Consider the following 26,707-nt stretch of genomic DNA (forward strand, 5'->3'; position numbering starts at 1 on the left):
ACCAGACTACGTTCGCTTTCGATAACCGTCCAATACAATTGCTGGCACGTACGATAAGATCCGTTTATCGTAGCGCCGGAGAAAGCCGATGGAACTGAAGCAGCTTCGCTATTTCGTCGCGGTCGCGGAGGAACTGCATTTTGGGCGCGCAGCGCGCCGGCTTTTCATTTCGCAGCCGGCATTGAGCTTCGATATCCGTCGTTTCGAAGAACACCTCGGTGTGAAGCTTCTCGAGCGCAGCAACAAGTCCGTGGCGCTGACCAACGCGGGCCACGTATTGCTCGGTGAAGCGCAGCGCCTCTTGCAGCAGGCCGAGGAAGTCGCGCAAGTGACGACACGTTCGGCGCACGGACTCGCGGGGCGCCTGCGCATCGGCTTCGTCAATTCGATGCTGTATCGCGGCTTGCCCGAAGCCGTGCAGCGCTTCGAAGCCGATCACCCTTCCGTCGAAATCGTGTTGAAGGAGATGAACACGGCGGAACAGGCGCGCGCATTGCAGCAGTTGAACATCGATCTTGGTTTCGCGCATTGGGGACATTTTCCGGCGGAGGTCGAAAGCCATCTATGGTCGTCGGAAGCGTTTCTGTGTTGCCTGCCGGTTGATCATCGGCTCGCGAAACGAAGACGCATCGAGCTGAGCCAGTTATCGCGCGATCCGTTCATTCTCTTTCCGCGCGCCGTGTCTCCGCACTATCACGATCAGATCATCGCAACGTGTGTCGATGCGGGCTTCAGTCCCACCATTCGTCACGAAGCGCGCTTGTGGCAGACCGTCGTGACGATGGTCGAGTTCGGCATGGGCGTCGCGCTGGTGCCGCAGGCGCTGGCGAAGACGCAATCGCAACGCGCCGTCTTCAGGCCGCTTACGCGCAATCCGTTTCCTTCGCAGATCCTGCGATTGACGCGCGCCGAAACTCATTCGGACGTCACGCGGAGCTTCGTGGCGTTTTTGCGGAAGTCGTAGCGGCTTTACGCTCCGTGCACGCCTCTCTTCCCCATAGAAACGGTTACGTGCAAAGAGGCAAAACGTAGAAGGGACTGTTCGAAATGTCACTACAGGCAAGATGTTTTTTCTGATGTCCGGTTTACTTCCACATCAGAACAAAGTAATCTTGCCTCGCTGAGTTGATACCGGCAACGCATGTCCCGCGTAGAAAGTACTTCGCGTCATCGTCAGCAATTTTGACGTCCCCGACATGCAGTCGTTGCACATGTTACCGATGCCAAGCGCTCGAATCGAGCCTGTCATCTTCGAGCGCGCGCCAGATATCTGGCGGCGGTCCCGCTATCCGATCTCTGCACTGCCCCTGAATGTTCTGGCGCACCGTCTGCGCCTCGTGCTTCAAATTACATCGGGCAGTCGTTCGGATTACTAACGATACTTACCAATCGCCTCAGATGCGCAACGCACGCGACCGCTGTGCGCATCCCGGTTGGTCAAACTCATCGATATGAACAGTTCTGCCCTTCCCGTCCTTTCCCAGTCCATCGCGGCGGCAGTCGTAGCAAGCGTGATGCTTGCCGCTTGCGGCGGCAGCGACAGCCCCGCCGACACCGCCTCGACCGGCAAGAGCGCCGCATCGCCGAAATCCACCGCGAAAGCCGCCAGCGGCAGCGGCTCGATCTTCTACGGCGCGAACGGCCATAACAGCAACGGCGGCGCATACGACTTCACGAGCGTGCAGACGCAGCTCTCGCAGTTGCAGGATCTCGGCGCGACGATCTATCGCAATGACGTCTACAGCCAGACATCGGCGAACATGGTCGCCGGCGTCGCGAAGACGTTGGAGGAAGGCGGCATCACGGTGTATCCCGTGATGCTCGTGAACCTCAACTACGACAGCGAGGACGACGCCTACGACGCGGGCTTCAAACTCGGTCAGCAAACCGCGAACAGCTATCACTACAAGTACTACGAGGTCGGCAACGAGCTGGAAGCGAAGGCCCTCATCGGCAATGTCGATGGCACCGTCTGGTATCAGTACAACAACTGGTCCTACACGCTCGCGCGCGGCGCGATCCGCGGCTTGATCGCGGGCGTGAAGTCCGTCGACGGCTCGGCGAAGATCGTGCTGGGCGGTACCTGGATGCACACCGCGTTCTTCCAGATGCTCGCGGACGGCTCGCAGCCGGATGGCACCTGGGGTCATCCGGCCGTGAGCTGGGACGTCACTTCGTGGCACTGGTATTCGAACGAAGGCGACATCACGCATGCCTGCGGCGGCACGGGATGCCATGACGTGCTCCAGATGCTCCACGACATGGGCAAGCCGATCTGGATCAACGAGTTCGGGGTGCGCCCGGACTTCGGTTCATACGATCAGATCGCGACATACATGACCGGCAATCTGATGATGGCGCAATTCGCGAGCGTCGCGTCGAAGTACAACATCCAGTCGATTCAGGCTTTCCAGCTCTATGACGACGGCGAAGGCGCCTACGGTCTTCTCGAAGGCGACGGCGTCACAAAGAAGGCCGCCTACTGGGCGTACAAGGCTTTCGTGCAGAACCACCCGATGTAAGTCGATCGGCGGCAAGAAAAGAAAAAAGTTGCCGCCGAATTAATAGCTTGAAATAACCTGCACGATTGGCGCTTTGCTCCGCATATCGAATCGCGGCGCATAGCAGGAAGATCTCGATGCGTGATGTCCGCCGTGGACATCACGCCCATCTTCCTTCGATACTACGCCAAGTCATGCAAGCTCAACCTTCAGGCAACCTCCGTCTCCTCTCGATGCGTCGCGCGCTGGTCGCCGTATCGCTCATTGGGCCGATGCTTTCCGCATCCGCCGAAGATCTCCCCGACGTCTGCTCCGCGCTGCAGACGATCGTCGATGCGCCCTCATTCGATACGCTCGCCAAGAGTCGCCCGCTGATGCCGTCCGCTTCGCCCGGCCAGGGCGCATGCCGCGGCAGCGCGCATGTCTATGACTGCCGCTGGCGAGCGCATTGGGGCCCGGACGGCGTCGTGGGCGACCCGCTGCAGGAACTGGGCGCGGACATCGCCGCCTGCTTTCCCGACGTGCGTCACGACGTGAACACGGCAACGCGCCAGCACTTCGCGCTGCGCAACGTGACCAGCAAGCGCGTGACCACGATGACCGCCACGATAGAAACGCCGAACACGATGCGCCTGCGCATCGTCCGCTGAGCATCCGCACGCGGACGACGGCAAGAGCATGCTCAGAACGCACGTTTCTCGCGCACTCCTTGCTGTCGGCGCGTGCGCGCTTTCCGGCTGCACGTGGACACTGATCACCGCCGCCGATGCCGCGGGCTCGCTCGTGCAGGCGGGCTTCACGGTTGCGTCGAACTACTCTTCGCCGACTTCGGTGACGGGGCCGCCCGCCACGCTGCAATCCGTATGCATCGAATTGAATCAGAGCGTGGCGACGGGCGATTTCGTGCCCGTGCTGCAAGTCGCATTGCGCCGGCGCGGCGTGAATTCAGTGGTCTACAACCCCGGCACGTCGCCGCCCGGTTGCGAGGCGATGCTCGTCTACGGCGCAACGACCAGTTGGGACCGGCGCGCGTTTTCGAGCGAGCCGGTGTCGTATCTGTCGGCGATCGATCTGACGCTCGTGCGGCATGGGCAGATTCTCGTGACCGCGCGTTATGACACGAATGGTCTGAACATCGACCGTTTCGCGAGCGCGCGGCAGAAGCTGGATGCGCTGGTGGACCGGATGGTGGTCTCCCGCACACAGTAAGGCGCGCTTTCCTTACGGCATCTTTCCGATGCGATTTCGCGCGTCGAAGCAATGCTAATCTGCCCACGCTGTAGTTGTTGACCGATCCCTCTTGCGGCTCGCCATTTGTTTTCTGGCGAGCCGTCTTTTTTTGGTCCGATTACTTCGAATGGCCGAGCACTCACGCCGACTTCAGGAATGCTAGCATCGCCCTGAGCGAAGATTCTTTTGCAAGTGGTCGGACCAGTGAGGCGAAGCATGCTCGAAGACAACCAGGAAGAGGCGTTACAGATCGCGGATGTCGTCGCCGGACGTATCGAAGCGCTCATCGTCGACGGCGTGCTGAAACCCGGTCAGGCGCTGCCTTCCGAGCGACGGCTGACCGCGAAGCTGGGCGCGTCGCGATCGGCGGTGCGGGAAGGATTAAAGGTGCTGCGCACGCGCGGCATCATCGAGACTTCGCATGGACGCGGCTCGTTCGTCGCCGCGCTGACGACGCAGCCCGCGCTCACACCGATGATGCATCTGCTCGGCTCGCAGCCGCGCACCCTGTACGACATCTTCGAAGTGCGCGAAATGCTCGAGGCCGAATCGGCGCGGCTGGCGGCGCTGCGCGGCACGCAGGCCGATTTCGCGCTCATCACCCGCCGATACGAAGAGATGCTCGCCGCGAACGAGAGCGACGTGGGCGAATCGGCCCGCGCGCGGCTCGACTATAACTTCCATCTCTCGATCTGCGAGGCGTCGCACAATCCCGTGCTGGTGCACACGCTGAGCTCGCTCACGGATCTGCTGCTGAGTTCGGTCTTCGCTTCGGTCAACAACCTCTACCATCGCGAGGCGCAAAAGCGCGTCATCGACAAACAGCACGCCCGTCTCTACAAGGCCGTGCTCGCCAAACAGCCGGAGCAGGCGCGCAAGGCCGCGAGCACGCATATCACGACGACGACCGCCTGCATGCGGGAAATCGAGGCCGAAGAGCAGCGCCTGGTGCGCGCGACCTTGCGGCTCAAGGGCTGGACGTGATCCCGCGCCGCGCTCAGGCGCACAAGCGTGCGAAAGCCCGCGCGCCCTCGTCCCCATTGATTCACGCGGAAAAGCACGTCTGGCACGCGAAAAAGAAGTGGTAGGACCAGTGGTTCGGCATCTCGACAGTCTCTTGCCGGCGCGGAACAATGCGCTGCAGCAAAGCCATTAGCGGCACCAAGCCGCACGATTCAGGAGACTCTCACGATGAACCCAACCAGCCCGACAGCCACGACCGAGTTCGAAAACGCGACGTACGCGAAAGTGACCTTGCGTCTGCTGCCCTTCCTTTTCATCTGCTACGTCGCGGCCTATCTGGACCGCGTCAACGTCGGATTCGCGAAGCTGCAGATGCTCAACGACCTGAAGTTCAGCGAGTCCGTGTACGGGCTGGGCGCGGGTATTTTCTTCATCGGCTATTTCCTGTTCGAGGTGCCGAGCAACATCCTGCTGCATCGCGTGGGAGCGCGCGTGTGGATCAGCCGCATCATGGTGACGTGGGCGCTGGTATCCGCAGCGTCGCTCTTCGTGAAGACGCCCGCGATGTTCTACACGCTGCGCTTTCTGCTCGGCGTCGCCGAAGCCGGGTTCTTTCCCGGCATCGTGCTGTATCTGACCTACTGGTATCCGGGAAAGCGGCGCGGCCGCATGAACGCGCTCTTCATGATCGGCATTCCGGTGGCTGGCGTGGTCGGCGGTCCGCTGTCGGGCTGGATCATGCAGGCGTTCAACGGCGTTCACGGCCTGTCGAACTGGCAATGGCTTTTCCTGCTCGAAGCGGTTCCGTCGCTCGTGCTCGGCATCCTGACCTTGTTCATGCTGCCGAACGGCATCCGCGCCGCGTCGTGGCTCAACGCGCAGGAGAAGCAGCTTCTCGAAGACAACATCGCACGCGATGAACCCGCCGGCGCCGATCATTCGCTGAGGAGCGTCGTGTCGAACGGCCGTGTGTGGCGGCTCGCCGCGATCTACTTCTGCTGCATGATGGGCCTCTACGGCGTGAGCTTCTATCTGCCGACGCTCATCAAGACGGCGGGCGTGAAAGATGCGCTCGACGTCGGCCTCTTCACCGCGATTCCGTACGCGGTCGCGATGGTGTCGATGATTCTCGTCGCGCGCTCTTCCGACCGCCGCAACGAACGCCGCTGGCATCTCGCGCTGGCGGGTATCGCGGCCGCGGCGGGCTTCTATGCAAGCACGCTTCACACGGGCAACCTCACGCTCGCGCTGGTCACGCTGTCGGTCGGCACGGCCGGCGTGCTGTCGATGATGCCGGTCTTCTGGACCTATCCGAGCAGCGTGCTGACCGGCACCGCCGCGGCAGCCGGCATCGCGATGATCAACTCGATCGGCAATCTCGCCGGCTTCGTGAGTCCGTCGATCATCGGCTGGATGAAGGATGTCACGCACAGCACGAACGCAGGGCTCGTCGTGGTCGCGGGTGCGCTCGTCGTCGGCGCGGTGCTGACGCTCACGCAGCGCGCGACGGCGGGTTCGTCGGCGGAGTCGTCGTCTTCGGCACCGCGCCGCGCGTGAGGCCATCATGTCCGTCACCGCCCCTTCCGCCCGTTCGGTCGGCGCGTCACGCACGAGCCTGCTCGCATCGCTCGGCGATATCGTCGGCACGCACAACGTGCTCACCGGCGATGGCGAAACGCGCCGCTATCGCACCGGCTATCGCTTCGGCAGCGGCCGCGTGCTGGCGGTCGTGCGGCCCGGCACGCTCGTCGAGCAATGGCGCGTGCTCGCCGCATGCGTCGCCGCGCGCGCGATCGTCATCACGCAGGCATCGAACACCGGTCTGACGGGCGGCTCGACACCCGATGGCGATAGCTACGATCGCGACATCGTCATCGTCAGCACGACGCGCATCAAGCGCGTGCATCTGATCAAGGGCGGGAGTCAAGTGGTCTGCATCGGCGGCACGACGCTCGATCAACTCGAACGCGCGCTTAAGCCGCTCGGACGGGAACCGCATTCGGTGATCGGCTCGTCGTGCATCGGCGCATCGGTGCTGGGCGGCATCAGCAACAACTCGGGCGGCTCGCTCGTGCATCGCGGGCCGGCTTATACGGAGATGGCGGTGTTCGCCGCCGTCGATGCATCGGGCGTGCTGCGCCTCGTGAATCATCTGGGCATCGAGCTCGGCAGCACGCCCGACGAGATTCTCGCGCGCATCGAAAACGGCACGTTCACCGATGCCGATGTTCGCGAAGGCGCGGCCGCCTCGGATCACGAATACGCGACACATGTCCGCGATATCGACGCTGCCACGCCCGCGCGCTTCAACGCCGATCCGCGGCGTCTGTTCGAAGCATCCGGCTCGGCGGGCAAGGTGATGACGTTCGCGGTGCGTCTCGACACGTTCGCCGCCGAGCGAGGCGCGAAGGTGTTCTACATCGGCACGAACGACACGAACGTGCTGACCGACATTCGACGCCACGCGCTCGCGAACTTCACGCATCTGCCGATCGCGGGCGAGTATCTGCATCGCGATGCGTTCGATGTCGCGAAGCAATACGGCAAGGACCTCTTCGTCATCATCGACAAGTTCGGCACGGATCGATTGCCCCTGTTCTTCAATCTGAAGACGCGTTGCGATGCGTGGTTCGAGCGCCTCGGCTTCATGCCGAAGCATATGAGTGATCGCGTGCTGCAATGGCTGAGCGAACGTCTGCCGGATCATCTGCCCGCGCGTCTGACGAGATATCGCGAACAGTATGAGCATCATCTGATGCTGAAGGTGCCGGCGGCGGGCATCGAGGAAGCACGCGCGTTTCTGGCGCAACGTTTCGCGGACGGCGGCGGCGCGTTTTTCGAATGCACCGATGAAGAAGGCCGCAAAGCCTTTCTGCATCGCTTCGCGGCGGCGAGCGCGGCGGTGCGCTATCGCGCGGTGCATCATCGCGAGGTCGAGGATATCGTCGCGCTCGATATCGCGTTACGGCGCAACGACCGCGACTGGTTCGAGCGGCTGCCGGAAAAGATCGAGCGCCCGATCGTATTGAAGCTGTATTACGGGCACTTTCTGTGTCACGTGTTCCATCAGGACTACATCGTCGCCAAGGGCAACGACTGCATGGCGCTGGAGCACGAGATGCTCGAACTGCTCGATGAACGCGGCGCCGAGTATCCGGCCGAGCACAACGTTGGGCATCTGTACGCGGCGAAGCCGCAGCTTGCCGGTTTTTACAAGCAACTCGATCCGTGCAATTGCTTCAATCCCGGAATCGGGAAGACATCGAAATTCGCGGCGTACCGGGAGCATGCGGCACAAGCCTGAACGCGTTGTCTACGCGATCAACTTCGCCCGCAACATCGCCACATCCGCGCTGGTCATCGACAAGCCCTGCGCGAGATAGCGGCTCAACGTCCCGTATTCGCGATGCATCTCGTCGAACGCCGCTTCGATGGTCGCGCTTTGCGCCTGATACAGCGGCGCGACCGTCTGCGTATCGGTTCCGAGCCGCGTCGCATGCGCGGTCATGCGTGCATCGATCTGCGTCTGCGCCACGGTGTTCGTCAGCAGATAGTCCTGGATGATCACGTCGAGCGGCACATCCGCGATGGAGAGCAGAAGCGCCGCCGCCCAGCCGGTGCGATCCTTGCCCGCCGTGCCATGAATCACCTGCGGGCCCGACACGCGCGCGAGTCGCGTCAGCAGAAGGCCGAACTGCAAACGCGCGACCGGGTCCGTGACGAGTTGCCGCTGGCGCTCGACGATCCATGCGCTCGCGGCCGCGGCGTCGGCCGGTGCCGCGGCGGCGGCGTCGATCGGCGCGATCTCATGCGTCTCACGCACCGCGCCCGACGGCACGCGATCCGGTGCAAGCGACGCCTCTCCCACCACACGAAGATCATGCACCGCGCTCAGCGACAAACGCGCGAGGGCTGCCGCGTCGGCATCGTCGGGCGTGAGCGCGCCCGAGCGATAGAACACGCCCCGCCGCAAGCGCGCGCCATCGACGGTCGGATAGCCATCGCCCGTCCCCGCGACATCGCGGAAGTTTTCGACGGTGGACAGCTTCGGCGTTTCGGTGACGCTCTGATCGTCGCCCGAGCCGCCGCATGCCGACAGCAGCGCGCTCGCGCCGAACGTGCTCGAAAGCAGCGCCACGCGTGCGCCGCCCCGGATGAAAGCACGACGCGACAAAAGCGTCGAACGCATGGACGAAGCGGGCTTCATGTTTCTTCGCAGGGAATGACGATGCGCACGATCAGCCCGCCGCCTTCGGCATTGCCGATTTCGCAGCGGCCGCGCTCTTCACGCGCAAGGCGTTCAACGATGGTGAGCCCGAGTCCGCAATGGCCGTTGCCGCTGCGCGCGGGATCGAGCCGCACGAAGGGCCGCAATACGTCGTCGAGGCGTTCATCGGGAATGCCGGGTCCGTGGTCGCGCACTTCGATCAGCCAGTCATCGCCCTGACGCGCCGTGCGGATCTCCACAGGCGGCTCGCCGTGCTCGAGCGCGTTGTCGACGAGATTCGTCATCAGGCGATCGATGAAAGTCCGCGGCAGTCTGAACGTATCGCCGGCTTCGAGCGACAGCGCGAACAAGGGCTCGTCGCCATCTTCGGGCGATGCGAACTGCTCCGCGATGAACGCATCGACACCGGTCTTCGTGTTGTCCGAAGACGAGCGCCCCGCGAATTCGAGAAACTGCTGCACGATGCGCGTCATCGAATCGATATCGCGCAGGAAATGGGCGCGCTCGCGCTCGTCCTTCGCGAGCACGCTCGCGCGCAGCGACAGGCGCGTGAGCGGCGCCTTCAGATCGTGTGCGATGCCAGCGAGCATCACGGCGCGATCGTCGTCGGCGTCGGTGAGTTTCTTCATCATCTGATTGAATGCGCCGATCAGTTCGCGCAATTCGCGCGGACCGTTTTCCTCGACGGGCACCGGCCGCTCGCCGCCGCCGAAGCGTCGCGCCGCCTGCGCGACGCGTGCGAGCGGACGCTGCAACTGCCATGTCGCGATGAGCGAGAGCACGAGCGCGCCCGCGAGCAGCACGATGCCCTCGGTGATGAACGGCGCGGGCGGCGGCAGGTCGATCGGCGCGACGATCCACACGTTGCTCTGCGGATAACGCACCCAGAGCCGCGACTTGTTGTGGCCGTCGATATCGATGGCGATCTGCGAGCCTTCCGGCAAGCGGTCGGCGAGCTGGCGCGCGAGGTGCGCATGGCGCGTCTTCGCGGGATCGCGCAGCGTGAGCGGCTCGGGCATGTTCCACACCGGCACGATATGCACGCGCGTTTCGCGCATGAGCCGCCCGCCGAGCGCGACATCGTTATGCGCGGCTTCGAGCACGATGAGCAACGCGCGCGCGTAACCATCGGCTTCCTTGTGCGGCCCTTGCACGTGGAGAATCGCGAACCATCCGCCCTGAAGCGCGAGCAGCACGCAGATCGACACGATCGCCATGCGGCCGAACAGCGTGTCGATGAAACCGCGCGGCCTGCGCGCGGACTGCCAGAAACCGGAACGCATCGTGGTTACGCCCCGGTCCAGTCGAAAGCCGGAGCGTCCGTGTCGGGAACGAAAACGTAGCCCTGCCCGCGCACGGTCTGCACATGACGCGGATGCGACGGATCGTCTTCGATGAGGCGGCGCAGGCGCCAGATCGGCACGTCGAGGCCGCGATCGCGAAAAGGCAGATCGTCGCGATGGACGAGATCGTGAATCAGCACGCGCGACAGCACCTTGTACGGATGCTTGATGAACACCTTGAGCAGCGCGAACTCGCTGTCGCGCAGCGCGATGCGTTCCCCGCCGCTCGACAGCGAGCGCGTCACGAAATCCACTTCGAAGCGCCCGAAGCGTTCGCGCGGCGCGGGCTCGGGACGGCTCGGTGCGCTCGCGCGGCGTCTGAGCACAGCCTCGATGCGCGCGAGCAACTCACGCGGATCGAACGGCTTGGCGAGGTAGTCGTCCGCGCCCGACTGCAGCCCGGCGATCTTTTGCGGCACGCTATCGCAACCGGTCACGAAGATCACCGGAATGTCCTCGCCCGCAGCGCGCAGATCGCGCAGCGCGCGCAGGCCGTCGATGTCCGGCATCATGATGTCGAGCACCACGATGGACGGACGTTCGAGTTCCAGCCGCCGGCGCAGCCCGCCGCCGTCGTGCAGCACGGAGACGTCGATGCCTTGCGTGTTGAAGAAGCGGCGCAGCAGATCGCGCACCGCGGGGTCGTCGTCGACGATGAGAACCGATGTAGACATCTCAAAATTTTATTCGGCCTTAATCCGTAATCGCGCGTCGTGCGCGCGGCGCGACATTACGGATGTTTACGGAAGCCATCCCGGACGCGATGAACGCGCGGAGCACGTGCGTGCTAATTCCCGTGGACCCGCGCACGCCGGAGACCGGGCCGCGCATCGCCGTTGAAACACGCCGTAACGGAAAGAAATGGAAAGTTCGCGGCCATCGCGACGGCGCTGGCCTTGCGCTTAGAATCCGCGAATGACACCACATGTACTGATGGTCGACGACGACCCCGTCGTGCGCGATCACGTTCGCGACTATCTGCAGCAGCACGGCTTCGATGTCTCCGTTCTAAGCGACGGCACGGACCTCAAACGCCGCGTGCAGGCCGAGCGTCCCTCGATGATCGTGCTCGACGTGATGATGCCCGGCAAGGACGGCATCAGCGCGCTGCGCGAATTGCGCAATGCGCGCGACGATATCCCCGTGATCCTCTTGACCGCGCGCTCGGACGTGCTCGATCGCGTCATCGGGCTGGAACTCGGCGCGGATGATTACCTCGGCAAACCCTTCGATCCGCGCGAACTGCTCGCGCGCATCCGCTCGATTTTGAGGCGCTTCGAGAGCGCTTCACCGGCCACGGCCAGCGCGCCGGAGATTCGGCCGCCTTATCATTTTGGCCCCTTCGAAATGGACTTCGGCGCGCGCGAGTTGCGCCGCGACGGCGAGCGCATCACGCTGCGCTCGGGCGAGTTCGCGCTGCTCAAGACGCTCGTCAAGAACGCGATGATCGTGCTCACGCGCACGGAGCTGAACGAAAAGATGCGCGGGAACGGCGCGCATCGCGATCGCAGTCTCGATGTGGCGATATGGCGACTGCGGCGGCTGCTTGAAGTCGATCCGTCGGAGCCGCGTTATGTGCAGACGGTTTGGGGGCAGGGGTATATTTTTGTGCCGCATGGGGATCCGACAGCGGCGGGGCGGATTGCGGCGGATATGGGTGTGTAGGATCTCAGAAGGTCAGCACACTCATAAACAGCCGCTGCAACCACCCCATCGTCGTCGAATCGGCAAGCATCCCCACCCCCGCCTGTTCGATACGCGCGTTGGCCACCTTGTTCGACGCCACATAATTCCCCGCCTCGATATCCTTCGGATTGACGATGCCCGAGAAGCGCAACCGGTCCTGATTGCCGCTCATCGCGATGATCTTGTCGCCCGCGACCACGAGATTACCGCCCGGCAAGGTGCCGATGACCGACACCGCCAGCGTGCCGCTCATCGCGGAAAGATTGCTCGTGCTCCCGTTACCCTTGAACGACGTATCCGCCGAGCCGACGTTGAAGAGCCGCGCGAGCCGCGCCGCCGCCCCGCTCGACTTGTCGGCGGCCTCGGCGCTGATGCTGCTCGCGCGGCTCGCGCTGGCATCGGCGGAATTGCTGCCCTGGTACGACTCCGCGAGCCGGATCGTCAGCACGTCGCCGACCTTCTGCGCGCGCGAAGTCTCGTAGAGCGAGACCGAGCTGCCCGCCTGATAGATCGCGCCCAACGTGTTGACGTTGACCGGCTGCGCGACGGCCGGCGCATAAGTCGGCATCTCGACGATCGAGCGCGACCCGGACGACGAGCACGCGGCGAGCGCGAGCACGAACGCCGCGCATGGCAATGACGCCAGTTTCATGAACAATCCTCTCCGTTGATTCAGGGCGTGTCGTGCACCGCGGCAAGACGCCATCGGTCGGTCGTATCGCGCAGCCACGCTTCGTAGGCCTTCAGGCGATAGATCACGCGCGCCGACGCCGCCGCCCCGTTCGCTTCCAGCGTGATCGAGCTCGCCGCGTTCTCCCACGTTCGCGTCTGGTAGCCATTCGCGCGCTCGACGCGGCTCGTGCCGAACTTCGACGACAGCGCCTGCGCGAAGTCATCGGCGACACGCGCGTCGATCACGAACGACATGCGATAGAGCCGCGGCGACGCATCGCCCGGCATCGCCATGAAGCGCAGCACGTGATCGCGCGCGGGCGCGCCATCGACGACCGCCAGCGATTCGCTCCATCCGTTTTGCGTGCGATGCGCCCACTTGCACGCGATCGACAGGCTGTGCGCGTCGCGCAGCACCATGCCGAGCGAAGCCGCTTCGAGATCCGTGTCGCACACGGCGACGCTGCCGGGCGGCGTCGCGCGCGCGGGCTCCTCGTGGCGGAACGCATCGAGCGAGATGCCGAGCCGCAGGCCGCGGAAGTCGAAAGGCTTTTGCGCCGCCGCGAACGCAGGCATCGCCATGCAAACGAGAAAGGCACAACCAAGGAACGTTCGCTTCATGTCAGTCGATGGCGGTGGCGCAGGCATCGAAGGGCGTGGACGCGGCGTGACCCACGACCGGCACGATCTTCAGCGCGGCCGATGTCACGCGGCACGGCAACGCGGCGAGCGCGCAGCCATCGAGCACGATCGGGCACGCCGCGAGCGCGGCGCACACGAGTACGAGACGAAAGGACGTCGCCATGATTCACGCGGTCGTGTCGATGTGATTGCCGAGATGCGCCGGATTGCTTGGCGTCGTCTTCGCGTTCGGCGTGCCGGTTTCCACCGTCGGTGTTTCGGTGCCGCGCTTGATGGGCAGCGTGTGCGACAACGCTTGCGTCGTGTGTTGGGTGCTCGGGCTGGTGACGTTCATGCTGCGCGCTCCTTCAGTTTGGAAGACCGTTGCGGATTGCAACGCGGCAATCTTCCGTGAGCGCGCGATACGGCGATCGCACGAGGAAAACACGCTTTTCGCGAGAGCTTACGAGCCGTTACGCCGCTGTTACCAGTTATTGCTGCAACGCGGCGAAGGCGGCGAGATGGTATGACTGTTAAGCGCAAAAAGCGGGTTAACGTGAATTAAAAGTGGGCGAATAGCTTCATATAGTCAATCTATCTCGGCGCCGTTGCATCGACAGTTGAAAAACCCAAATACCGGAATGGCGAGGAGATAAATAGAACAACGAATTAAAAGGTTATTCCAGAATCATTCGAACAAGATCGATAAATAGCCAACGGATGGAGGAACCACTGACATGAAACGCCGCACCGTGTTAGTCGCGATGGCCGCCGCGCCCCTGAGCGCAATGCTCCCGCTTCCCGCCTTCGCACAGAAACCCATCGTGCTCGGCTTCGCGCAGGTCGGCGCCGAAAGCGAATGGCGCACCGCGAATACCGAGTCGATCAAGTCGAGCGCGAAAGAAGCCGGCATCGACCTGAAATTCTCCGACGCCCAGCAGAAGCAGGAAAACCAGATCAAGGCGATTCGCTCGTATATCGCGCAGAAGGTCGATGTGATCGCGTTCTCGCCCGTCGTCGAAACCGGCTGGGAAACCGTGCTCGTTGAAGCGAAGAACGCGAAGATTCCCGTCGTGCTCACCGACCGCGCGATCAGCAGCAAGGACGAGACGCTCTATGTGACCTTCATCGGCTCCGACTTCACCGAGGAAGGCCGCAAGGCGGGCCGCTGGCTCGTCGAGAAGGAAAAAGGCAATGCGGGGCCGATCAATATCGTCGAGTTACAGGGGACGGTGGGTTCCGCGCCCGCGATCGATCGCAAGAAAGGCTTCGAGGAAATCATCAAGTCCGATCCGAAGTTCAAGATCATCCGCTCGCAGACCGGCGACTTCACGCGCGCGAAGGGCAAGGAAGTGATGGAAGCGTTCCTCAAGGCCGAGGGCAAGAAGATCAACGTGCTCTACGCGCACAACGACGACATGGCGATCGGCGCGATCCAGGCTATCGAAGAAGCGGGCATGAAGCCGGGCAAGGACATCATCATCATTTCCGTCGATGGCGTGAAAGGCGCGTTCGAAGCGATGATGGCGGGCAAGCTCAACGTATCGGTCGAATGCAGTCCGCTGCTCGGGCCGCAACTGATGTCGGTCGTGAAGGACATCAAGGCGGGCAAGTCCGTGCCCAAGCGCATCGTTACGCAGGAAAGCATCTTCCCGATGGAGGTCGCGGCGAAGGAATTCCCCAATCGCAAATACTGATCTCCGATGACATCACCCGTACTGGAGTTGCGAGGCATCGACAAGCGCTTCGCCGGCGTGCATGCGTTGCAGGATGTGAACCTCGTCCTTCATCCGGGCGAGGTTCACGCGCTGATGGGACAGAACGGCGCGGGCAAGTCGACGCTCATCAAGGTGCTCACCGGCGTCGTGAGTCTCGACGCCGGCGAAATCCTGCTCGACGGCCGCGCGATTCGCCCGGAATCGCCGCTCGACGCGCAGAAGCTCGGCATCAGCACGGTCTATCAGGAAGTGAATCTCTGCCCGAATCTCTCGGTGGCGGAGAACATCTTCGCGGGCTATTTTCCGCGACGCGGCGCGCTTGCCGGCTATCGCATCGACTGGGACGCGACGAACCGGCAGGCGCGTGAGTTGCTCGCGCGCATCGGGCTCGATATCGACGTGACGCGCGTGCTGACGAGTTATTCGGTCGCCGTGCAGCAGATGGTCGCCATTGCGCGCGCGCTGAAGCTGTCGTCGAAAGTGCTGATCCTCGACGAGCCGACCTCCAGTCTCGACGACGACGAAGTGCGCCGCCTATTCGACGTACTGCGCCGGCTGCGCGAACAGGGTCTCGCCATTCTGTTCGTCACGCACTTTCTGAATCAGGTCTACGCGATCTCCGATCGCATCACGGTGCTGCGCAACAGCCGGCGCGTCGGTGAATGGCGCGCGAATGAGCTGGGCACGCAGGCGCTCATCGCGGCGATGCTCGGGCGCGAGCTCGCCGCCGCGCAGGCGCGTCAGGCGCCGCCTGAAGAGTCCGAGGCAGGCGTCGCGGATAACGCCGTGCTCGACGCCATCCGGCTCGGCCAGAAAGGGCAATTGCAACCGCTCGATCTGCGCGTGCGCGCGGGCGAGGTGGTCGGCGTCGCGGGGCTGCTCGGGTCCGGACGCACCGAGCTTGCGAAGCTGCTCTTCGGTTTGGAGAAGCCCGACGAAGGCGAACTGCGCATCGATGGCGTACCGGTGTCGTTCGCGACGCCCGCGCAGGCGATCCGTCACGGCATCGCGTTCTGTCCGGAGGAGCGCAAGGCGGATGGCATCGTCGCGGAGCTGTCGTTGCGCGAGAACATCGCGCTCGCGTTGCAGGCGCGCATGGGCGCGCGACGCTGCCTCACGCGCGCCGAACAGAACGCGCTCGCCGAACGCTTCGTGCGCGCGCTCGGCATCAAGGCCGCGACGCTCGACATGCCGATCGGCCTGCTCTCCGGCGGCAATCAGCAAAAGGCGCTCATCGCCCGATGGCTCGCGACCGAGCCGCGCCTGCTGATTCTCGACGAACCCACGCGCGGCATCGATGTCGCGGCGAAGCAGGAAATCATGGACGAGATAATGCGCCTCGCATCGACGGGCATGGCGGTGCTCTTCATCTCGTCGGAGATCTCGGAGATCGTGCGCATCGCGAACCGCATCGTCGTGTTGCGCGACCGTCGCAAGGTCGGCGAGCTTCCGGCGGGAACGAGCGAGGACACCGTCTGCGAAATGATCGGAGCCGAACATGGATGACACCGTGCGGCGTGGAATGCTTCGCTCGGCGATGGAGCATCGGCTCGGCTGGCCGATCGTCACGCTCGCGCTGTTGCTCGCGTTGAACGCGGCGTTCAATCCGGGCTTCCTGCATGTCGAATGGCGCGATCATCATCTTTACGGCAGCCTCGTCGATATTCTCAATCGCGGCGCGCCGCTCGCGGTCGTCGCGCTCGGCATGACCATCGTGATCGCGACGCGCGGCATCGATATCTCCGTGGGCGCGGTCGTCGCCATCGCGGGCGCGGTCGCCGCATGGGCGATCGGCGGGTCGGTCGCGGGCACCGTCACGCGTTTTCCGCTGCCCGTCGTGATCGTGCTCGCGCTCGGCGTCGCGTTGCTGTGCGGGCTGTGGAACGGCGTGCTCGTCGCGCGCGCGGGCATGCAGCCGATCATCGCGACGCTCATTCTCATGGTCGCGGGACGCGGCATCGCGCAGCTCATCACGAGCGGCCAGATCATCACGATCTACTACTCGCCCTACTTCTTCTTCGGCGGCGGTTATCTGCTCGGCGTGCCGGTGTCGATCCTGATCGTCGCGCTCGTGTTCGTGCTGCTCTATCTCGCGATCACACGCACGGCGCTCGGGCTGTTCCTGCAGGCGATCGGCATCAATCCGACCGCCGCGCGCGTCGCGGGCGTGCAGGCGCGCAGGCTCACGCTCGGCGCGTATGCGTTCAGCGGATTGTGTGCGGGCGTCGCGGGCATACTGATCAGCTCGAACGTAAAGAGCGCCGACGGCAACAACGCGGGCCTGCTGCTCGAACTCGACGCGATCCTCGCCGTCACGCTCGGCGGCACCGCGCTGACCGGCGGGCGCTTCACGCTTGCGGGCAGCGTGATCGGCGCGCTCATCATCCAGACGCTCACGTATCTGATCTATTCGCTCGGCGTGCCGCCGGAGGTGAATCTCGTCGTGAAGGCGATCGTGGTGTTCGTGGTGATGATGCTGCAATCGGGCGAATTCCGCGCGACGGTCGCGAAGTTCGCGCGCCGCCCCGCTCTTTCCGACCGCGAGGTGCGCCGATGAATTCGGGCCTGCCCACGCTCACGCAGCATCGCAAGGGCGAAACGCCGCCGCGCAAGACATCGCGCAGCCGCTACCTTCCGCTCGCCGCGACGATATCGCTGTTCGTCGCCGTTTCGGTGCTCGGCTCGGTGATGTACACCGGCTTCTTCTCGCCGCAGGTCTTTCTCAATCTGCTGATCGACAATGCGTTTCTGATCGTCGTCGCGGTGGGCGAGACCTTCGTGATTCTGTCGGGCGGCATCGATCTGTCGGTGGGATCGGTGATCGCGCTCACGACGATGGTCTCCGCCGCGCTCGTCGAAAAGGCGGGCTGGCATCCGCTCGTGGTGATCCCGCTCGTGCTCGCGATGGGCACCGCCTTCGGCACGCTGATGGGCTGGCTGATCGCGCGTTTCCGGCTGCAGCCGTTCATCGTCACGCTCGCGGGAATGTTCCTCGCGCGCGGGCTGTGCTATCTCATCAGCATCGATTCGATCAGCATCACGGACCCGTGGTATGCAGCCGTCTCGCAGCTTCGCATTCCCGTGATGAGCGGCGCGTCGCTATCGCTCGGCGCGGTGATCGCACTCGTCGTGCTCGCTGCCGCGGTGTTCGTCGCGCATTACACGCCGTTCGGACGCACCATCTACGCGGTCGGCGGCAATCCGCATTCCGCGCTGCTGATGGGCTTGCCGGTGAATGCGGCGACCATCGGCGCCTACGCGTTGTCGGGCTTCTGCTCGGCGCTCGGCGGCGTGCTGTTCACGTTCTACATGCTCTCGGGTTACGGCCTGCATGCGATGGGCCTCGAACTCGACGCGATCGCTTCGGTCGTCATCGGCGGGACGCTGCTGACGGGCGGTGTCGGCTATGTGATCGGCACGCTGTTCGGCGTGCTGTTGCTCGGCATCATCCAGACGCTTATTTCCTTCGACGGCTCGCTCAGTTCGTGGTGGACGAAGATCGCGGTCGGCGCGCTGCTGCTCGTGTTCTGTCTGTCGCAGCGGGCGTTCGGTGAGCGCGGCGCGGCGAAGCGCTGACGACGATATGGACTATCGCCATCCACAGCCCCGCAAGAGCATGCACGCGCGCATCGTGCAGGAGCTCGGCATCGAGATCGTGAGCGGCAAGCTCAAGCCGGGCGACCGGCTGCCCGCCGAGGCGAAGCTGTGCGAAGCGTATGGCGTGAGCCGGCCCGTGCTGCGCGAAGCGACGCGCGTGCTGGTCGCGAAAGGCCTCGTGCTGTCGAAGCCGCGTCTGGGCAGTGTCGTACGTCCGCGCGATGAATGGCACACGCTCGATCCCGATGTGCTTTTCTGGACGATCAACAGCGTGCACGAAGGCGAGTTCTTTCAGTCGCTGCTCGTGGTGCGCAGGATCGTCGAGCCTGCGGCCGCAGCGCTCGCCGCGTCGAACGCGACGGAGGAGGATGTCGCGCTCATCCGTGATGCGTTCGAGCGCATGTCGCACGCGGACACGCCCGAGGCGTTGCTCGCGCCCGATCTCGAGTTTCATCGCGCGATCATGACCGCGACGCACAACGATATGCTGATGTACATCGGACATATGCTGACGCTGGCGCTGTCGGAGTCGATCAAGCTGACGAGCCGTCATCCGGATACGCATGCGCTGTCTTTGCCTCGGCACAAGGCGATTCTCACCGCGATTGCGAATCGTGATCCGCTCGGGGCGCGGCATGCGAGTCTCGTGCAACTCGACAATGCACTGGCCGATGCGCAAAGTGTGTTGTCGGCGGTTTATCAGGAATAGTGTTTTTGCGTAGGTTTTTGGGGGGTTTTCGCCGGATCCCGTATTCGTGTTGGTTTATTAGCACTGCCCCTATGCGGGGCGGCAGTCACTTTCTTTGCTGCTGCAAAGAAAGTAACCAAAGAAACAGCTTTCCCCAGCCTAAGCACTTCACACCGGCCGCGGCACAGGCGATTGGCTGAATGGCCCGGCAGTAGCGAGTGCCCTCGTAGGTCTCGCGGGGCTTGGACCGCGCACGGTCTGACGAGCCATAACCTTGAGCGCACTGGTTCAGCACCAAATAGCTCCAGCCCGCTTCGCGGCCGATGGGTCAATCGGGTGCGCGCGCGCTTCTTCTCGACGGTTTCCCTTGCATACCCAACGGCAGCGCGTAGCGCTGTGCCGAAGCTCTTTCGTGCTGAACCAGCGCGCTGAAACCTCTCGGGCGGCAGACCGTGCGCGATCCAAGCCCGGTTAGTCCTTCGAGGGCGACACTTAGGCGAGTGCCATCGCGGGCTGGCAAGCATGGCCAAACTACGTGTGACCGCGGGCTTAAACAAGCTGCTTTCTTTGGTTACTTTCTTTGCAGCAGCAAAGAAAGTGACTGCCGCCCCGCACAGGGGCAGTGCTAATAAACCAACACGAATACGGGATCCGGCGAAAAACGAAAAGCGAAAACCGCGTCAACAAATTCCACCCTACGTGCACCGTCGCCAAGCGTTCCCCTCCAGCGCCTCGCCGAGCGCATCGACAGACCAAACCTCATCGATTGCCTGGCGAAGCAGCGCCTGCTGACTCTTCGGCGCAAGCCCCCCAATCGGTGGATCGCGATCCAGATTCGTCGGAAACGCATAACCTTCCGCGCATGACGCGATAACCGCATCCAGTTCCGCATCGCTCATTCGTCCCGTCGACTTGCACTCGAGCAGCACCGGAAAAACCGCTTCGCACATGCGCGCGCGATCGAGCGATTCCATCGCGCGGCCATACGCCGATGAAACCTGCAACAGGTTCGCCATGCGCTGCACGTCGTGCGTGCGATTCGCGCCCGCAGCATGAAACAGCGCAGGGCTGAAAAAAAGCGCGTCGCCCTTTCCGAGCGGCAATTGAACGTAGCGTGCTTCGAAGTACTCGCGAAAGTCCGCGCGACGCCACGCGACATAACCTCGGGCGTACCGTTGCGAGAACGGCAGCAGTTTCGTCGGACCGCTCTCCACAGGCATGTCGCTATGCGCGACCGCGCCTTGCAGCGTGAGAAACGGCGACATCGCGTGAACATGCGCCGGATAGCGCCGCACTTCATCGGCCGTCTGGAAGACAAGGTGATAGTCGCGATGCGCCTGCTGCGCGTCGCCGCCCGGACGCACGACATTGACCTGCGATGTCATCTGGAAACCCGGACCGAGCCACGCTTGCGCCGCACACTCGATAAACGGATTCGCGAAGTAACGCGCGAACACACCGGGCGCCTGGAGACAGAGCTTTTCCTGAGCATTCCAGATGCGATCGTTCGCACCCGCCTTCGCGAAGTGATCGCCCGCGCTCACGCCTTGTGCACGCTCCTCGCGGATGATGGATTCGAAAATCGCGGTGGCTTCGTCGACCGGGCCGGTGTCCGCATACGCATGCTTCAGCACGAAGACGCCCGCGCCGTCGCGCAGCACTGTCGCCCATTCCGCCTGCAACGCCATCACCTGCGATGGGTCGCGCAATACGCCCGCGAGCGCGCCGCAGTCGTAAAGCGGAATCTGCCGCTGGATATCCGACGCGAACGCCGGCTTCCGCGCGGTATCACGCTCCAGCAGGCTCGCAAACTCGTCGAGCGAACAGCCGCTTTCCGTGTACCAGTTCGTCTCGTTCATGTCTCGCTCCGTTTTCCCTAAGCATAGCCGGTGCGGCGAAACGTGAACCATCAATAAAACATCAAAAAACCATCAGATTCCGTTTGAACAAGCGTTACGCCCGCTTCAGATAGCGCTCCAGAAAGTCGATGAACACCCTCACCTTCGCCGACAGATTCAGCCGCTCCGGATAGATCGCGTAGATATCGGCGGGCGGCATCGACCAGTCGACGAGCACTTGCTTAAGCGCCCCCGAATCGAGATAAGGCTGCGCGTCCCATTCGGAGCGCACCAGCACGCCGTGGTCATCGAGCGCCCAGCGCAGGGTCGCTTCGCCGTCGTTGCTGCTCATCGCGCCCTGCACCTTCACCGTCTCGTGTCGCTTGCCCTTCGTGAAATGCCACGTGCCATACGCGGTGTCGTTCTCACGCAGCACGATGCACCGATGACCGCGCAGATCATCAGGCTCTTTCGGCGTGCCGTGCACCTTCAGATACGCCGGCGATGCGCACACGAAACGCCGGTTCGCCGCGATCTTCCTGCCGACGACGCGCATGTCCGGCAACTCGCCGAAGCGTATGCCGACATCGAACGCGAACTCGGCGAGATTCATCGGACGATCGGTGAGATCGAGCTGCACGTCGACTTCCGGATATTCCCGGCGAAACCCCGACAGCGCCGGCGCGATGTGCCGCCGCCCGAAGCCGAACGTCGCGTTCACCTTCAGCAATCCGCGCGGCAGATCGCGGCTGCTCGACACCATGCGTTCGAGTTCCTGCACCTGTTCGAGCAGGCGCGAGCCGGTGCCCAGATAAAGCTCGCCTTCCTGTGTCAACGCGAGCCGCCGCGTCGTGCGATTCAGGAGCTTCACGCCGAGACGCCGTTCGAGCTGACTCAGACGCGCGCTCACCGCGGGCGGCGTCACGCCGAGCTCGCGCGCAAGCGCCGACAAGCTGCCCTGCGTGACGAGCCGCGCGAAAAACTCCAGGTCCGCGATCGAGTTCATTTATAAATCCATCTTAATAATGGGTTAAATGAGTCTGCATTTTACGGCCTCCAGTATCGAATTACACTGGCTTCGACTTATCCGAGGGGCATCGAGGGAGACAGCATGGGACAGACGCTTTACCGGAAGATCGTGGAGAGCCATACGGTTTTTCGCGTCGATGACGAGCACGTCGCGCTTTACGCCGACCTGCACATCATGAACGAGTACACGAGCCCGCAGGCATTCGCGGGGCTCGCGGAGAAAAACCTGCCGGTGCGTTGCCCGGAGAAGCAGATGGGCGTCGTCGATCACGTGATTCCGACGCATCCCGTGGCCGTCGACAAGCGCACGATCATGATCGACGCGGCCGCGCATCAGGCCGCGAACTTCACGCGCAACTGCGCGCGGCACGGCATTCATCTCTTCGACGTGCGGGACCGCGCGCAAGGCATCGAGCATGTGGTCGCGCCGGAAATCGGGCTGATTCGTCCGGGCATGGTCGTGCTGTGCGGCGACAGCCACACGACCACGTATGGCGCGCTCGGTGCGCTGGGCTTCGGCATCGGCACGTCGGAGGTGGAACATGTGCTCGCGACGCAAACGCTCGTCTATCGCGTGGCGAAGGACATGCGCATCGTCGTGGATGGCGCGCTGGCGCATGGCACGACATCGAAGGATCTCGTGCTCTACATCATCTCGAAGATCGGAGCGCAGGGCGCGCGCGGCTTTGTCGTCGAATATGCGGGCAGCGCAATCGACGCGCTTTCCGCCGAAGCGCGCATGACCTTGTGCAACATGACCGTGGAAGCGGGCGCGCGCGGCGCGCTGATCGCGCCCGACGAGACGACGATCCGTTACGTGGCCGAGCGCATCGGCGACGATGCCTTCGTCGCGCAATGGAAGCAGATCCATTCGGATGCCGATGCATCGTTCGACATCACGCATCGCTTCGACGCACGCGACGTTGCGCCCTTCGTCACCTGGGGCACGAGTCCGGATCAGGCGATTGCGATCGACGCGCGCATTCCCCGCCTTGCCGATGAACCGGTCGCGAAACGCAATGCATCGAAGGCGCTGGACTACATGGGGCTGGATGCGGAGCAGGCGCTCGACGGGCTCGCGATCGATCACGTGTTCATCGGCTCGTGCACGAACGCGCGCATCGAAGACCTGCGCGCCGTCGCCGATGTCGTGCGCGGCCGCAAGGTCGCGCCTTCCGTGCGTGCGATGGTCGTGCCCGGCTCCGGCATGGTCCGCGAGCAGGCGGAACGCGAAGGCATCGCGAGCGCGCTGATCGAAGCGGGTTTCGAATGGCGTCAGCCCGGCTGCTCGATGTGCCTCGCGATGAACGACGACATCCTGCAACCCGGCCAGCGCTGCGCCTCCACGACCAACCGCAATTTCGAGGGCCGCCAGGGACGCGGCGCACGCACCCATCTGATGAGCCCGGCGATGGCGGCCGCTGCCGCGCTCGCGGGCCGCATCGTCGATGTACGAAAGGAGTTCGAGCATGTCTGAGCACGCAACACTGGCGGGCATCGCCGCGCCGCTTCCCCTGAACAATCTCGATACCGACCAGATCATGCCGAAGCAGTTCCTGTTCGGCATCGACAAGTCCGGTCTCGCGCGGGGCGTGCTGTACGACTTGCGCTTCGACGCGTCGGGCAACGCGCGCGAACACTTCGCGTTGAACAAGCCCGAATACGCGGGCGCGCGCATTCTCGTCACGGGCGCGAACTTCGGTTGCGGATCGAGCCGCGAGCACGCCGTATGGGGCCTGCAACAAGCGGGCATCGATGTGGTCATCGCGCCGAGCTTCGGCGAGATCTTCTACTTCAACGCGCAGAACAACCGGCTGCTGCTGATCACGCTCGATGAAGCCATCGTTGCGACCTTGACCGCGCTCGTGAGCGATCCGGCAACGAACCGCCTGACCATCGACGTCGAGCATCAACGCGTGAGCACGAGTGATGGCACTCACTATGCATTCGATCTGCCGCCGCGCCAGAAGCGCATGTTCATCGAAGGCCTCGACATGATTCGCATGACGCTCGCCGACAGCGAAGCGATCCGCGCGTTCGAAGCGAAGCATGAAGCCGCGCATCCGTGGATGAAGATCGATCTGCCGAAGCAACGCAAGACTCAGGCGGCGTAACGCAAGAAGAGACGCACGAGCGTCCAGCGCCGCACCATCCCCCATCAGGAGACAAGTTATGGAAAGCCCTTCGTTGCGCACGGGCGCGGCGCCGCTCGGACTGCGCGCCCGCTTCTCGATGTTGACCATCGGCGGCATGCCGATCGCGATGTTCGCCGCGCTCGCACTGGTGACGATTCTCGCCGCCGCCACCGGCAAGTTGCCGAACGACATGATCGGCGGCTTCGCCGTGCTGATGCTCTCGGGCCTGCTGCTCGGCGAAATCGGCAGCCGCATTCCGGTGTTCAGGCATATCGGCGGACCCGCGATTCTCTGCCTCTTCGTGCCATCGGCGCTGCTCGGCTACAAGCTGATGGACGACGCCGCGCTCAAGGCCATCACCACGACGATGAAGACCGCGAACCTGCAATATCTGTATATCGCGTGTCTCGTCGCGGGCAGCATCCTCGGGATGAATCGCAAGATCCTGATTCAAGGCTTTCTGAAGATGTTCGTGCCGCTGCTTGTCGGCACCGTGACGGCGATCGCGGCGGGCGTGCTCGTCGGCCTCATGTTCGGCCATGACCCGAAGCACACGTTCTTCTATATCGTCATGCCGATTCTCGGCGGCGGCATCGGCGAAGGCATTCTGCCGCTGTCGATCGGCTATGCGGAGATCACCGGCGCGGCGCAAGGTCATCTCATTGCGATGATGGTGCCGGCCGCGCTCATCGGCAACGTGGTCGCGATTCTTGCGAGCGGCTTGCTCAAGCGCTTCGGCGAGAAGCATCGCGCGTATAGCGGCGACGGCATGCTCGTGAAGAGCGGCGACGATCAGGCGCTCCTCAAGGAGCAAAAGGCCGAGGCCGCGCTCGACCTGCGGCTGATGGGCTTCGGTCTGCTGCTCGGCTGCACGCTCTTCATTCTCGGCATGTTGCTCGCGCCGGTCACAGGCATCCCCGGTCCTGTGCTGATGATCGTCGCGGCGGCGGTGCTGAAGGTCGCGCGCGCGATTCCCGAGCGCATGGAAATCGGCGCATATCAGATCTACAAGTTCATGTCGACGAATCTCACCTTCGCGATTCTCGTCGGACTGGGCACGCTGTTCGTGTCGTGGGACAAGCTCGTCGGCGCATTCTCGCCCGCGTATTTCGTGATCTGCGCATCGACGGTCGCGGCGATGATCGTGTCGGGCTTTTTCGTCGGTGCGTGGCTGAAGATGTATCCGGTCGAAGCGGCGATCATCACCGCGTGCCACACCGGCCTCGGCGGCACCGGCGATGTCGCGATTCTTTCCTCGTCGAACCGCATGGGCCTCATGCCCTTCGCGCAAATCTCGACGCGCATCGGCGGCGCGGGCATGGTCGTGTTCGCCACGCTGATGATGAAATGGTTCGGCTGATTCGCCTGCGCTCTTCGCGTCAGAACCGCTCGATCATGCCAACCTGCACGCCGCGCACCGGCGCACCGGGATAAGCCGCCGGAATACCGACGACGTTCACGCCGCGCAGCGTGAATGTCGCGTCACCATGATTGCGCAGCATCGCGCCGCTCGCGTAGAGCAGCACCTTCGGTGAAAGATCGTATTCGCACGCGACGCTGAACTGGTCCGCGTCGTTGTCGCCGCCCGAGCGATCGCGCGCATACGCATAGCCGAGCGACGCGCGCAGGCGCGGCGTCACTGCATAGCGCATCGATAGCGAAAGACCGTCGCTGTGATAACGCGGCGATCCGCCATCGCCGTTGAAGTACGAAAGAAAGGCCGTCGTCTTGCCGATGCGATACGACACGCCGCCGAGATTCGCACGCAAACCGGTGTCACCCTGCGTATCCTGATGCGCGTAGGAAATGCGAAACGGCCCGTTGTGATACGCGAATGTCTCGTAGTTGCCGGATAGCCCGTTGCCATCGCCGCTATCGCGCAAGGCGACCATGAGCGTCGTCGTGAAGCCGTGAAAATCGGGCGACAGATACGCAATGCCGTTATCCGTATAAGGCGTGATCTTCGACAGATTGTTGAGGCCCGACGCGATCGTGCCCGCGCCGAAAGCATCGAGACCGCCCTTGAACGGGATATAGATCGGCGAGTACTGGCGGCCCATGCGCAACTCGCCCCACGGCACGCCGAGGCCGATCCAGGCCTGCCGGTTGAAGATCGTGTTGGCGGTCGCGAAGGTGCCGTCCGCCGAACTGAAGCCGCTTTCGAGATCGAAGATGAGGCGCGTGTCGGCGCTCAATTGCTCGTAGCCGCGCAAGCCGAAGCGCGAGCCGCGATACGCGCCCGAATCCATGCGCGGCGTCCACGACGAGCCGGGGTTCGTCACTTCGATGCTGGTGTCGATTGTTCCGTACAGTGTCACGGCGCTCTGCGCGTGAGCCGTCGATACAACGATGCCGCATGACATCGACACAGCGAGCAAGCGAATGAAAGTCTTTGTCGGACGCATGAAATCTTCGGCCCAAATAACGAGCCGACACGATCAGGTAAAAGGGTTGGCCG

The 26,707-nt window shown here is 63.4% G+C and carries 26 protein-coding genes; 16 read left to right on the plus strand and 10 right to left on the minus strand.

Annotation, left to right across the window (positions count from 1 at the left end; all coding sequences use genetic code 11):
* The first annotated feature begins 88 nt into the window (after window positions 1–88).
* From IAG25_RS22410 to dld, 7 genes are all read left to right on the plus strand, one after another.
* Complete coding sequence (locus IAG25_RS22410; RefSeq protein ID WP_187606802.1) at window positions 89–964, plus strand: LysR family transcriptional regulator; 876 nt, start codon at window positions 89–91, stop codon at window positions 962–964.
* Window positions 965–1,451: 487 nt separating this feature from the next.
* Window positions 1,452–2,522: a lipopolysaccharide biosynthesis protein gene (locus IAG25_RS22415; protein ID WP_187606803.1), complete on the plus strand. Its 1,071-nt coding sequence runs from the start codon at window positions 1,452–1,454 to the stop codon at window positions 2,520–2,522.
* Between the two features lie 173 nt (window positions 2,523–2,695).
* On the plus strand, window positions 2,696–3,151 hold the full coding sequence (locus tag IAG25_RS22420; protein WP_255503855.1) for a hypothetical protein: 456 nt from the start codon (window positions 2,696–2,698) through the stop codon (window positions 3,149–3,151).
* A gap of 28 nt (window positions 3,152–3,179) precedes the next feature.
* Window positions 3,180–3,710, plus strand: coding sequence for a hypothetical protein (locus tag IAG25_RS22425; protein ID WP_187606804.1), 531 nt, complete (start codon window positions 3,180–3,182; stop codon window positions 3,708–3,710).
* A gap of 237 nt (window positions 3,711–3,947) precedes the next feature.
* Window positions 3,948–4,715: a transcriptional regulator GlcC gene (glcC, locus tag IAG25_RS22430; RefSeq protein WP_187606805.1), complete on the plus strand. Its 768-nt coding sequence runs from the start codon at window positions 3,948–3,950 to the stop codon at window positions 4,713–4,715.
* A 207-nt stretch (window positions 4,716–4,922) separates the two neighbouring features.
* Entirely contained in the window at window positions 4,923–6,251 is a 1,329-nt protein-coding gene (locus IAG25_RS22435; protein WP_187606806.1) for an MFS transporter, read from the plus strand.
* Between the two features lie 7 nt (window positions 6,252–6,258).
* Window positions 6,259–7,998, plus strand: coding sequence for a D-lactate dehydrogenase (gene dld / locus IAG25_RS22440; RefSeq protein ID WP_187606807.1), 1,740 nt, complete (start codon window positions 6,259–6,261; stop codon window positions 7,996–7,998).
* 9 nt (window positions 7,999–8,007) lie between these two features.
* Here dld and IAG25_RS22445 read toward each other — a convergent pair whose 3' ends face one another.
* The 3 genes from IAG25_RS22445 to IAG25_RS22455 are packed head-to-tail and all read right to left on the minus strand — an operon-like array spanning window position 8,008 to window position 10,939.
* Window positions 8,008–8,901: a tyrosine-protein phosphatase gene (locus IAG25_RS22445; RefSeq protein WP_187606808.1), complete on the minus strand. Its 894-nt coding sequence runs from the start codon at window positions 8,899–8,901 to the stop codon at window positions 8,008–8,010.
* Window positions 8,898–10,205: an ATP-binding protein gene (locus IAG25_RS22450; protein WP_187606809.1), complete on the minus strand. Its 1,308-nt coding sequence runs from the start codon at window positions 10,203–10,205 to the stop codon at window positions 8,898–8,900. Before IAG25_RS22450 ends, IAG25_RS22445 begins: the two co-directional genes overlap by 4 nt.
* A 5-nt stretch (window positions 10,206–10,210) precedes the next feature.
* Window positions 10,211–10,939: a response regulator gene (locus IAG25_RS22455; protein WP_187606810.1), complete on the minus strand. Its 729-nt coding sequence runs from the start codon at window positions 10,937–10,939 to the stop codon at window positions 10,211–10,213.
* Window positions 10,940–11,180: 241 nt separating this feature from the next.
* Here IAG25_RS22455 and IAG25_RS22460 point away from each other — a divergent pair, with 241 nt between their 5' ends.
* The gene (locus IAG25_RS22460; RefSeq protein WP_187606811.1) at window positions 11,181–11,930 is read left to right on the plus strand and encodes a response regulator; all 750 of its coding nucleotides are present in this window, start codon (window positions 11,181–11,183) and stop codon (window positions 11,928–11,930) included.
* A 4-nt stretch (window positions 11,931–11,934) separates the two neighbouring features.
* Here IAG25_RS22460 and IAG25_RS22465 read toward each other — a convergent pair whose 3' ends face one another.
* The 4 genes from IAG25_RS22465 to IAG25_RS22480 are packed head-to-tail and all read right to left on the minus strand — an operon-like array spanning window position 11,935 to window position 13,599.
* Window positions 11,935–12,603, minus strand: coding sequence for a flagellar basal body L-ring protein FlgH (locus IAG25_RS22465; protein WP_051626780.1), 669 nt, complete (start codon window positions 12,601–12,603; stop codon window positions 11,935–11,937).
* A 20-nt stretch (window positions 12,604–12,623) separates the two neighbouring features.
* On the minus strand, window positions 12,624–13,244 hold the full coding sequence (locus IAG25_RS22470) for a hypothetical protein (RefSeq protein WP_187606812.1): 621 nt from the start codon (window positions 13,242–13,244) through the stop codon (window positions 12,624–12,626).
* Window position 13,245: 1 nt separating this feature from the next.
* Complete coding sequence (locus tag IAG25_RS22475; RefSeq protein ID WP_187606813.1) at window positions 13,246–13,428, minus strand: DUF6726 family protein; 183 nt, start codon at window positions 13,426–13,428, stop codon at window positions 13,246–13,248.
* A 3-nt stretch (window positions 13,429–13,431) separates the two neighbouring features.
* Window positions 13,432–13,599 carry a putative motility protein gene (locus IAG25_RS22480; protein ID WP_187606814.1) on the minus strand — a complete coding sequence of 56 codons (168 nt, stop codon included), beginning with the start codon at window positions 13,597–13,599 and terminating at the stop codon, window positions 13,432–13,434.
* 382 nt (window positions 13,600–13,981) lie between these two features.
* Between IAG25_RS22480 and IAG25_RS22485 the strand changes: the two genes are divergently transcribed.
* The 5 genes from IAG25_RS22485 to IAG25_RS22505 are packed head-to-tail and all read left to right on the plus strand — an operon-like array spanning window position 13,982 to window position 19,268.
* Window positions 13,982–14,941 carry an ABC transporter substrate-binding protein gene (locus IAG25_RS22485; RefSeq protein WP_187606815.1) on the plus strand — a complete coding sequence of 320 codons (960 nt, stop codon included), beginning with the start codon at window positions 13,982–13,984 and terminating at the stop codon, window positions 14,939–14,941.
* 6 nt (window positions 14,942–14,947) lie between these two features.
* On the plus strand, window positions 14,948–16,468 hold the full coding sequence (locus IAG25_RS22490) for a sugar ABC transporter ATP-binding protein (RefSeq protein ID WP_187606816.1): 1,521 nt from the start codon (window positions 14,948–14,950) through the stop codon (window positions 16,466–16,468).
* Window positions 16,461–17,519 (plus strand): ABC transporter permease, encoded by a 1,059-nt coding sequence (locus tag IAG25_RS22495; RefSeq protein ID WP_187606817.1) that lies wholly within the window; start codon window positions 16,461–16,463, stop codon window positions 17,517–17,519. Before IAG25_RS22490 ends, IAG25_RS22495 begins: the two co-directional genes overlap by 8 nt.
* Entirely contained in the window at window positions 17,516–18,538 is a 1,023-nt protein-coding gene (gene yjfF / locus IAG25_RS22500; RefSeq protein WP_187606818.1) for a galactofuranose ABC transporter, permease protein YjfF, read from the plus strand. The genes IAG25_RS22495 and yjfF overlap by 4 nt, the downstream gene beginning before the upstream one ends.
* Before the next feature lie 7 nt (window positions 18,539–18,545).
* Window positions 18,546–19,268: a FadR/GntR family transcriptional regulator gene (locus IAG25_RS22505; RefSeq protein ID WP_187606819.1), complete on the plus strand. Its 723-nt coding sequence runs from the start codon at window positions 18,546–18,548 to the stop codon at window positions 19,266–19,268.
* 674 nt (window positions 19,269–19,942) lie between these two features.
* Here IAG25_RS22505 and IAG25_RS22510 read toward each other — a convergent pair.
* The gene (locus IAG25_RS22510; protein ID WP_187606820.1) at window positions 19,943–21,106 is read right to left on the minus strand and encodes a phytanoyl-CoA dioxygenase family protein; all 1,164 of its coding nucleotides are present in this window, start codon (window positions 21,104–21,106) and stop codon (window positions 19,943–19,945) included.
* Between the two features lie 94 nt (window positions 21,107–21,200).
* Window positions 21,201–22,091, minus strand: coding sequence for a LysR substrate-binding domain-containing protein (locus tag IAG25_RS22515; protein ID WP_187606821.1), 891 nt, complete (start codon window positions 22,089–22,091; stop codon window positions 21,201–21,203).
* Window positions 22,092–22,196: 105 nt separating this feature from the next.
* Between IAG25_RS22515 and leuC the strand changes: the two genes are divergently transcribed.
* Genes leuC through IAG25_RS22530 form a run of 3 tightly spaced genes read left to right on the plus strand, consistent with a single transcriptional unit; the run spans window position 22,197 to window position 25,609 of the window.
* On the plus strand, window positions 22,197–23,591 hold the full coding sequence (leuC, locus tag IAG25_RS22520; protein ID WP_187606822.1) for a 3-isopropylmalate dehydratase large subunit: 1,395 nt from the start codon (window positions 22,197–22,199) through the stop codon (window positions 23,589–23,591).
* Window positions 23,584–24,228 carry a 3-isopropylmalate dehydratase small subunit gene (leuD, locus tag IAG25_RS22525; protein ID WP_187606823.1) on the plus strand — a complete coding sequence of 215 codons (645 nt, stop codon included), beginning with the start codon at window positions 23,584–23,586 and terminating at the stop codon, window positions 24,226–24,228. Before leuC ends, leuD begins: the two co-directional genes overlap by 8 nt.
* A 58-nt stretch (window positions 24,229–24,286) precedes the next feature.
* Window positions 24,287–25,609, plus strand: coding sequence for a 2-hydroxycarboxylate transporter family protein (locus tag IAG25_RS22530; RefSeq protein WP_187606824.1), 1,323 nt, complete (start codon window positions 24,287–24,289; stop codon window positions 25,607–25,609).
* A gap of 19 nt (window positions 25,610–25,628) precedes the next feature.
* Here the strand turns inward: IAG25_RS22530 and IAG25_RS22535 are convergent, their stop codons facing one another.
* The gene (locus IAG25_RS22535; RefSeq protein ID WP_255503888.1) at window positions 25,629–26,612 is read right to left on the minus strand and encodes a porin; all 984 of its coding nucleotides are present in this window, start codon (window positions 26,610–26,612) and stop codon (window positions 25,629–25,631) included.
* Window positions 26,613–26,707 lie beyond the last annotated feature (95 nt).

The organism is Caballeronia sp. EK, assembly GCF_014384845.1.
GTDB classification, from domain to species: domain Bacteria; phylum Pseudomonadota; class Gammaproteobacteria; order Burkholderiales; family Burkholderiaceae; genus Caballeronia; species Caballeronia jiangsuensis.

Excerpts from the sequence above, each read along its gene's own strand:
- IAG25_RS22410 (WP_187606802.1), top strand. The coding sequence starts at position 89 with ATGGAACTGAAGCAGCTTCGCTATTTCGTCGCGGTCGCGGAGGAACTG.
- IAG25_RS22415 (WP_187606803.1), top strand. The coding sequence starts at position 1,452 with ATGAACAGTTCTGCCCTTCCCGTCCTTTCCCAGTCCATCGCGGCGGCA.
- IAG25_RS22420 (WP_255503855.1), top strand. The coding sequence starts at position 2,696 with ATGCAAGCTCAACCTTCAGGCAACCTCCGTCTCCTCTCGATGCGTCGC.
- IAG25_RS22425 (WP_187606804.1), top strand. The coding sequence starts at position 3,180 with ATGCTCAGAACGCACGTTTCTCGCGCACTCCTTGCTGTCGGCGCGTGC.
- glcC (WP_187606805.1), top strand. The coding sequence starts at position 3,948 with ATGCTCGAAGACAACCAGGAAGAGGCGTTACAGATCGCGGATGTCGTC.
- IAG25_RS22435 (WP_187606806.1), top strand. The coding sequence starts at position 4,923 with ATGAACCCAACCAGCCCGACAGCCACGACCGAGTTCGAAAACGCGACG.
- dld (WP_187606807.1), top strand. The coding sequence starts at position 6,259 with ATGTCCGTCACCGCCCCTTCCGCCCGTTCGGTCGGCGCGTCACGCACG.
- IAG25_RS22445 (WP_187606808.1), bottom strand. The coding sequence starts at position 8,901 with ATGAAGCCCGCTTCGTCCATGCGTTCGACGCTTTTGTCGCGTCGTGCT.
- IAG25_RS22450 (WP_187606809.1), bottom strand. The coding sequence starts at position 10,205 with ATGCGTTCCGGTTTCTGGCAGTCCGCGCGCAGGCCGCGCGGTTTCATC.
- IAG25_RS22455 (WP_187606810.1), bottom strand. The coding sequence starts at position 10,939 with ATGTCTACATCGGTTCTCATCGTCGACGACGACCCCGCGGTGCGCGAT.
- IAG25_RS22460 (WP_187606811.1), top strand. The coding sequence starts at position 11,181 with ATGACACCACATGTACTGATGGTCGACGACGACCCCGTCGTGCGCGAT.
- IAG25_RS22465 (WP_051626780.1), bottom strand. The coding sequence starts at position 12,603 with ATGAAACTGGCGTCATTGCCATGCGCGGCGTTCGTGCTCGCGCTCGCC.
- IAG25_RS22470 (WP_187606812.1), bottom strand. The coding sequence starts at position 13,244 with ATGAAGCGAACGTTCCTTGGTTGTGCCTTTCTCGTTTGCATGGCGATG.
- IAG25_RS22475 (WP_187606813.1), bottom strand. The coding sequence starts at position 13,428 with ATGGCGACGTCCTTTCGTCTCGTACTCGTGTGCGCCGCGCTCGCGGCG.
- IAG25_RS22480 (WP_187606814.1), bottom strand. The coding sequence starts at position 13,599 with ATGAACGTCACCAGCCCGAGCACCCAACACACGACGCAAGCGTTGTCG.
- IAG25_RS22485 (WP_187606815.1), top strand. The coding sequence starts at position 13,982 with ATGAAACGCCGCACCGTGTTAGTCGCGATGGCCGCCGCGCCCCTGAGC.
- IAG25_RS22490 (WP_187606816.1), top strand. The coding sequence starts at position 14,948 with ATGACATCACCCGTACTGGAGTTGCGAGGCATCGACAAGCGCTTCGCC.
- IAG25_RS22495 (WP_187606817.1), top strand. The coding sequence starts at position 16,461 with ATGGATGACACCGTGCGGCGTGGAATGCTTCGCTCGGCGATGGAGCAT.
- yjfF (WP_187606818.1), top strand. The coding sequence starts at position 17,516 with ATGAATTCGGGCCTGCCCACGCTCACGCAGCATCGCAAGGGCGAAACG.
- IAG25_RS22505 (WP_187606819.1), top strand. The coding sequence starts at position 18,546 with ATGGACTATCGCCATCCACAGCCCCGCAAGAGCATGCACGCGCGCATC.
- IAG25_RS22510 (WP_187606820.1), bottom strand. The coding sequence starts at position 21,106 with ATGAACGAGACGAACTGGTACACGGAAAGCGGCTGTTCGCTCGACGAG.
- IAG25_RS22515 (WP_187606821.1), bottom strand. The coding sequence starts at position 22,091 with ATGAACTCGATCGCGGACCTGGAGTTTTTCGCGCGGCTCGTCACGCAG.
- leuC (WP_187606822.1), top strand. The coding sequence starts at position 22,197 with ATGGGACAGACGCTTTACCGGAAGATCGTGGAGAGCCATACGGTTTTT.
- leuD (WP_187606823.1), top strand. The coding sequence starts at position 23,584 with ATGTCTGAGCACGCAACACTGGCGGGCATCGCCGCGCCGCTTCCCCTG.
- IAG25_RS22530 (WP_187606824.1), top strand. The coding sequence starts at position 24,287 with ATGGAAAGCCCTTCGTTGCGCACGGGCGCGGCGCCGCTCGGACTGCGC.
- IAG25_RS22535 (WP_255503888.1), bottom strand. The coding sequence starts at position 26,612 with ATGTCATGCGGCATCGTTGTATCGACGGCTCACGCGCAGAGCGCCGTG.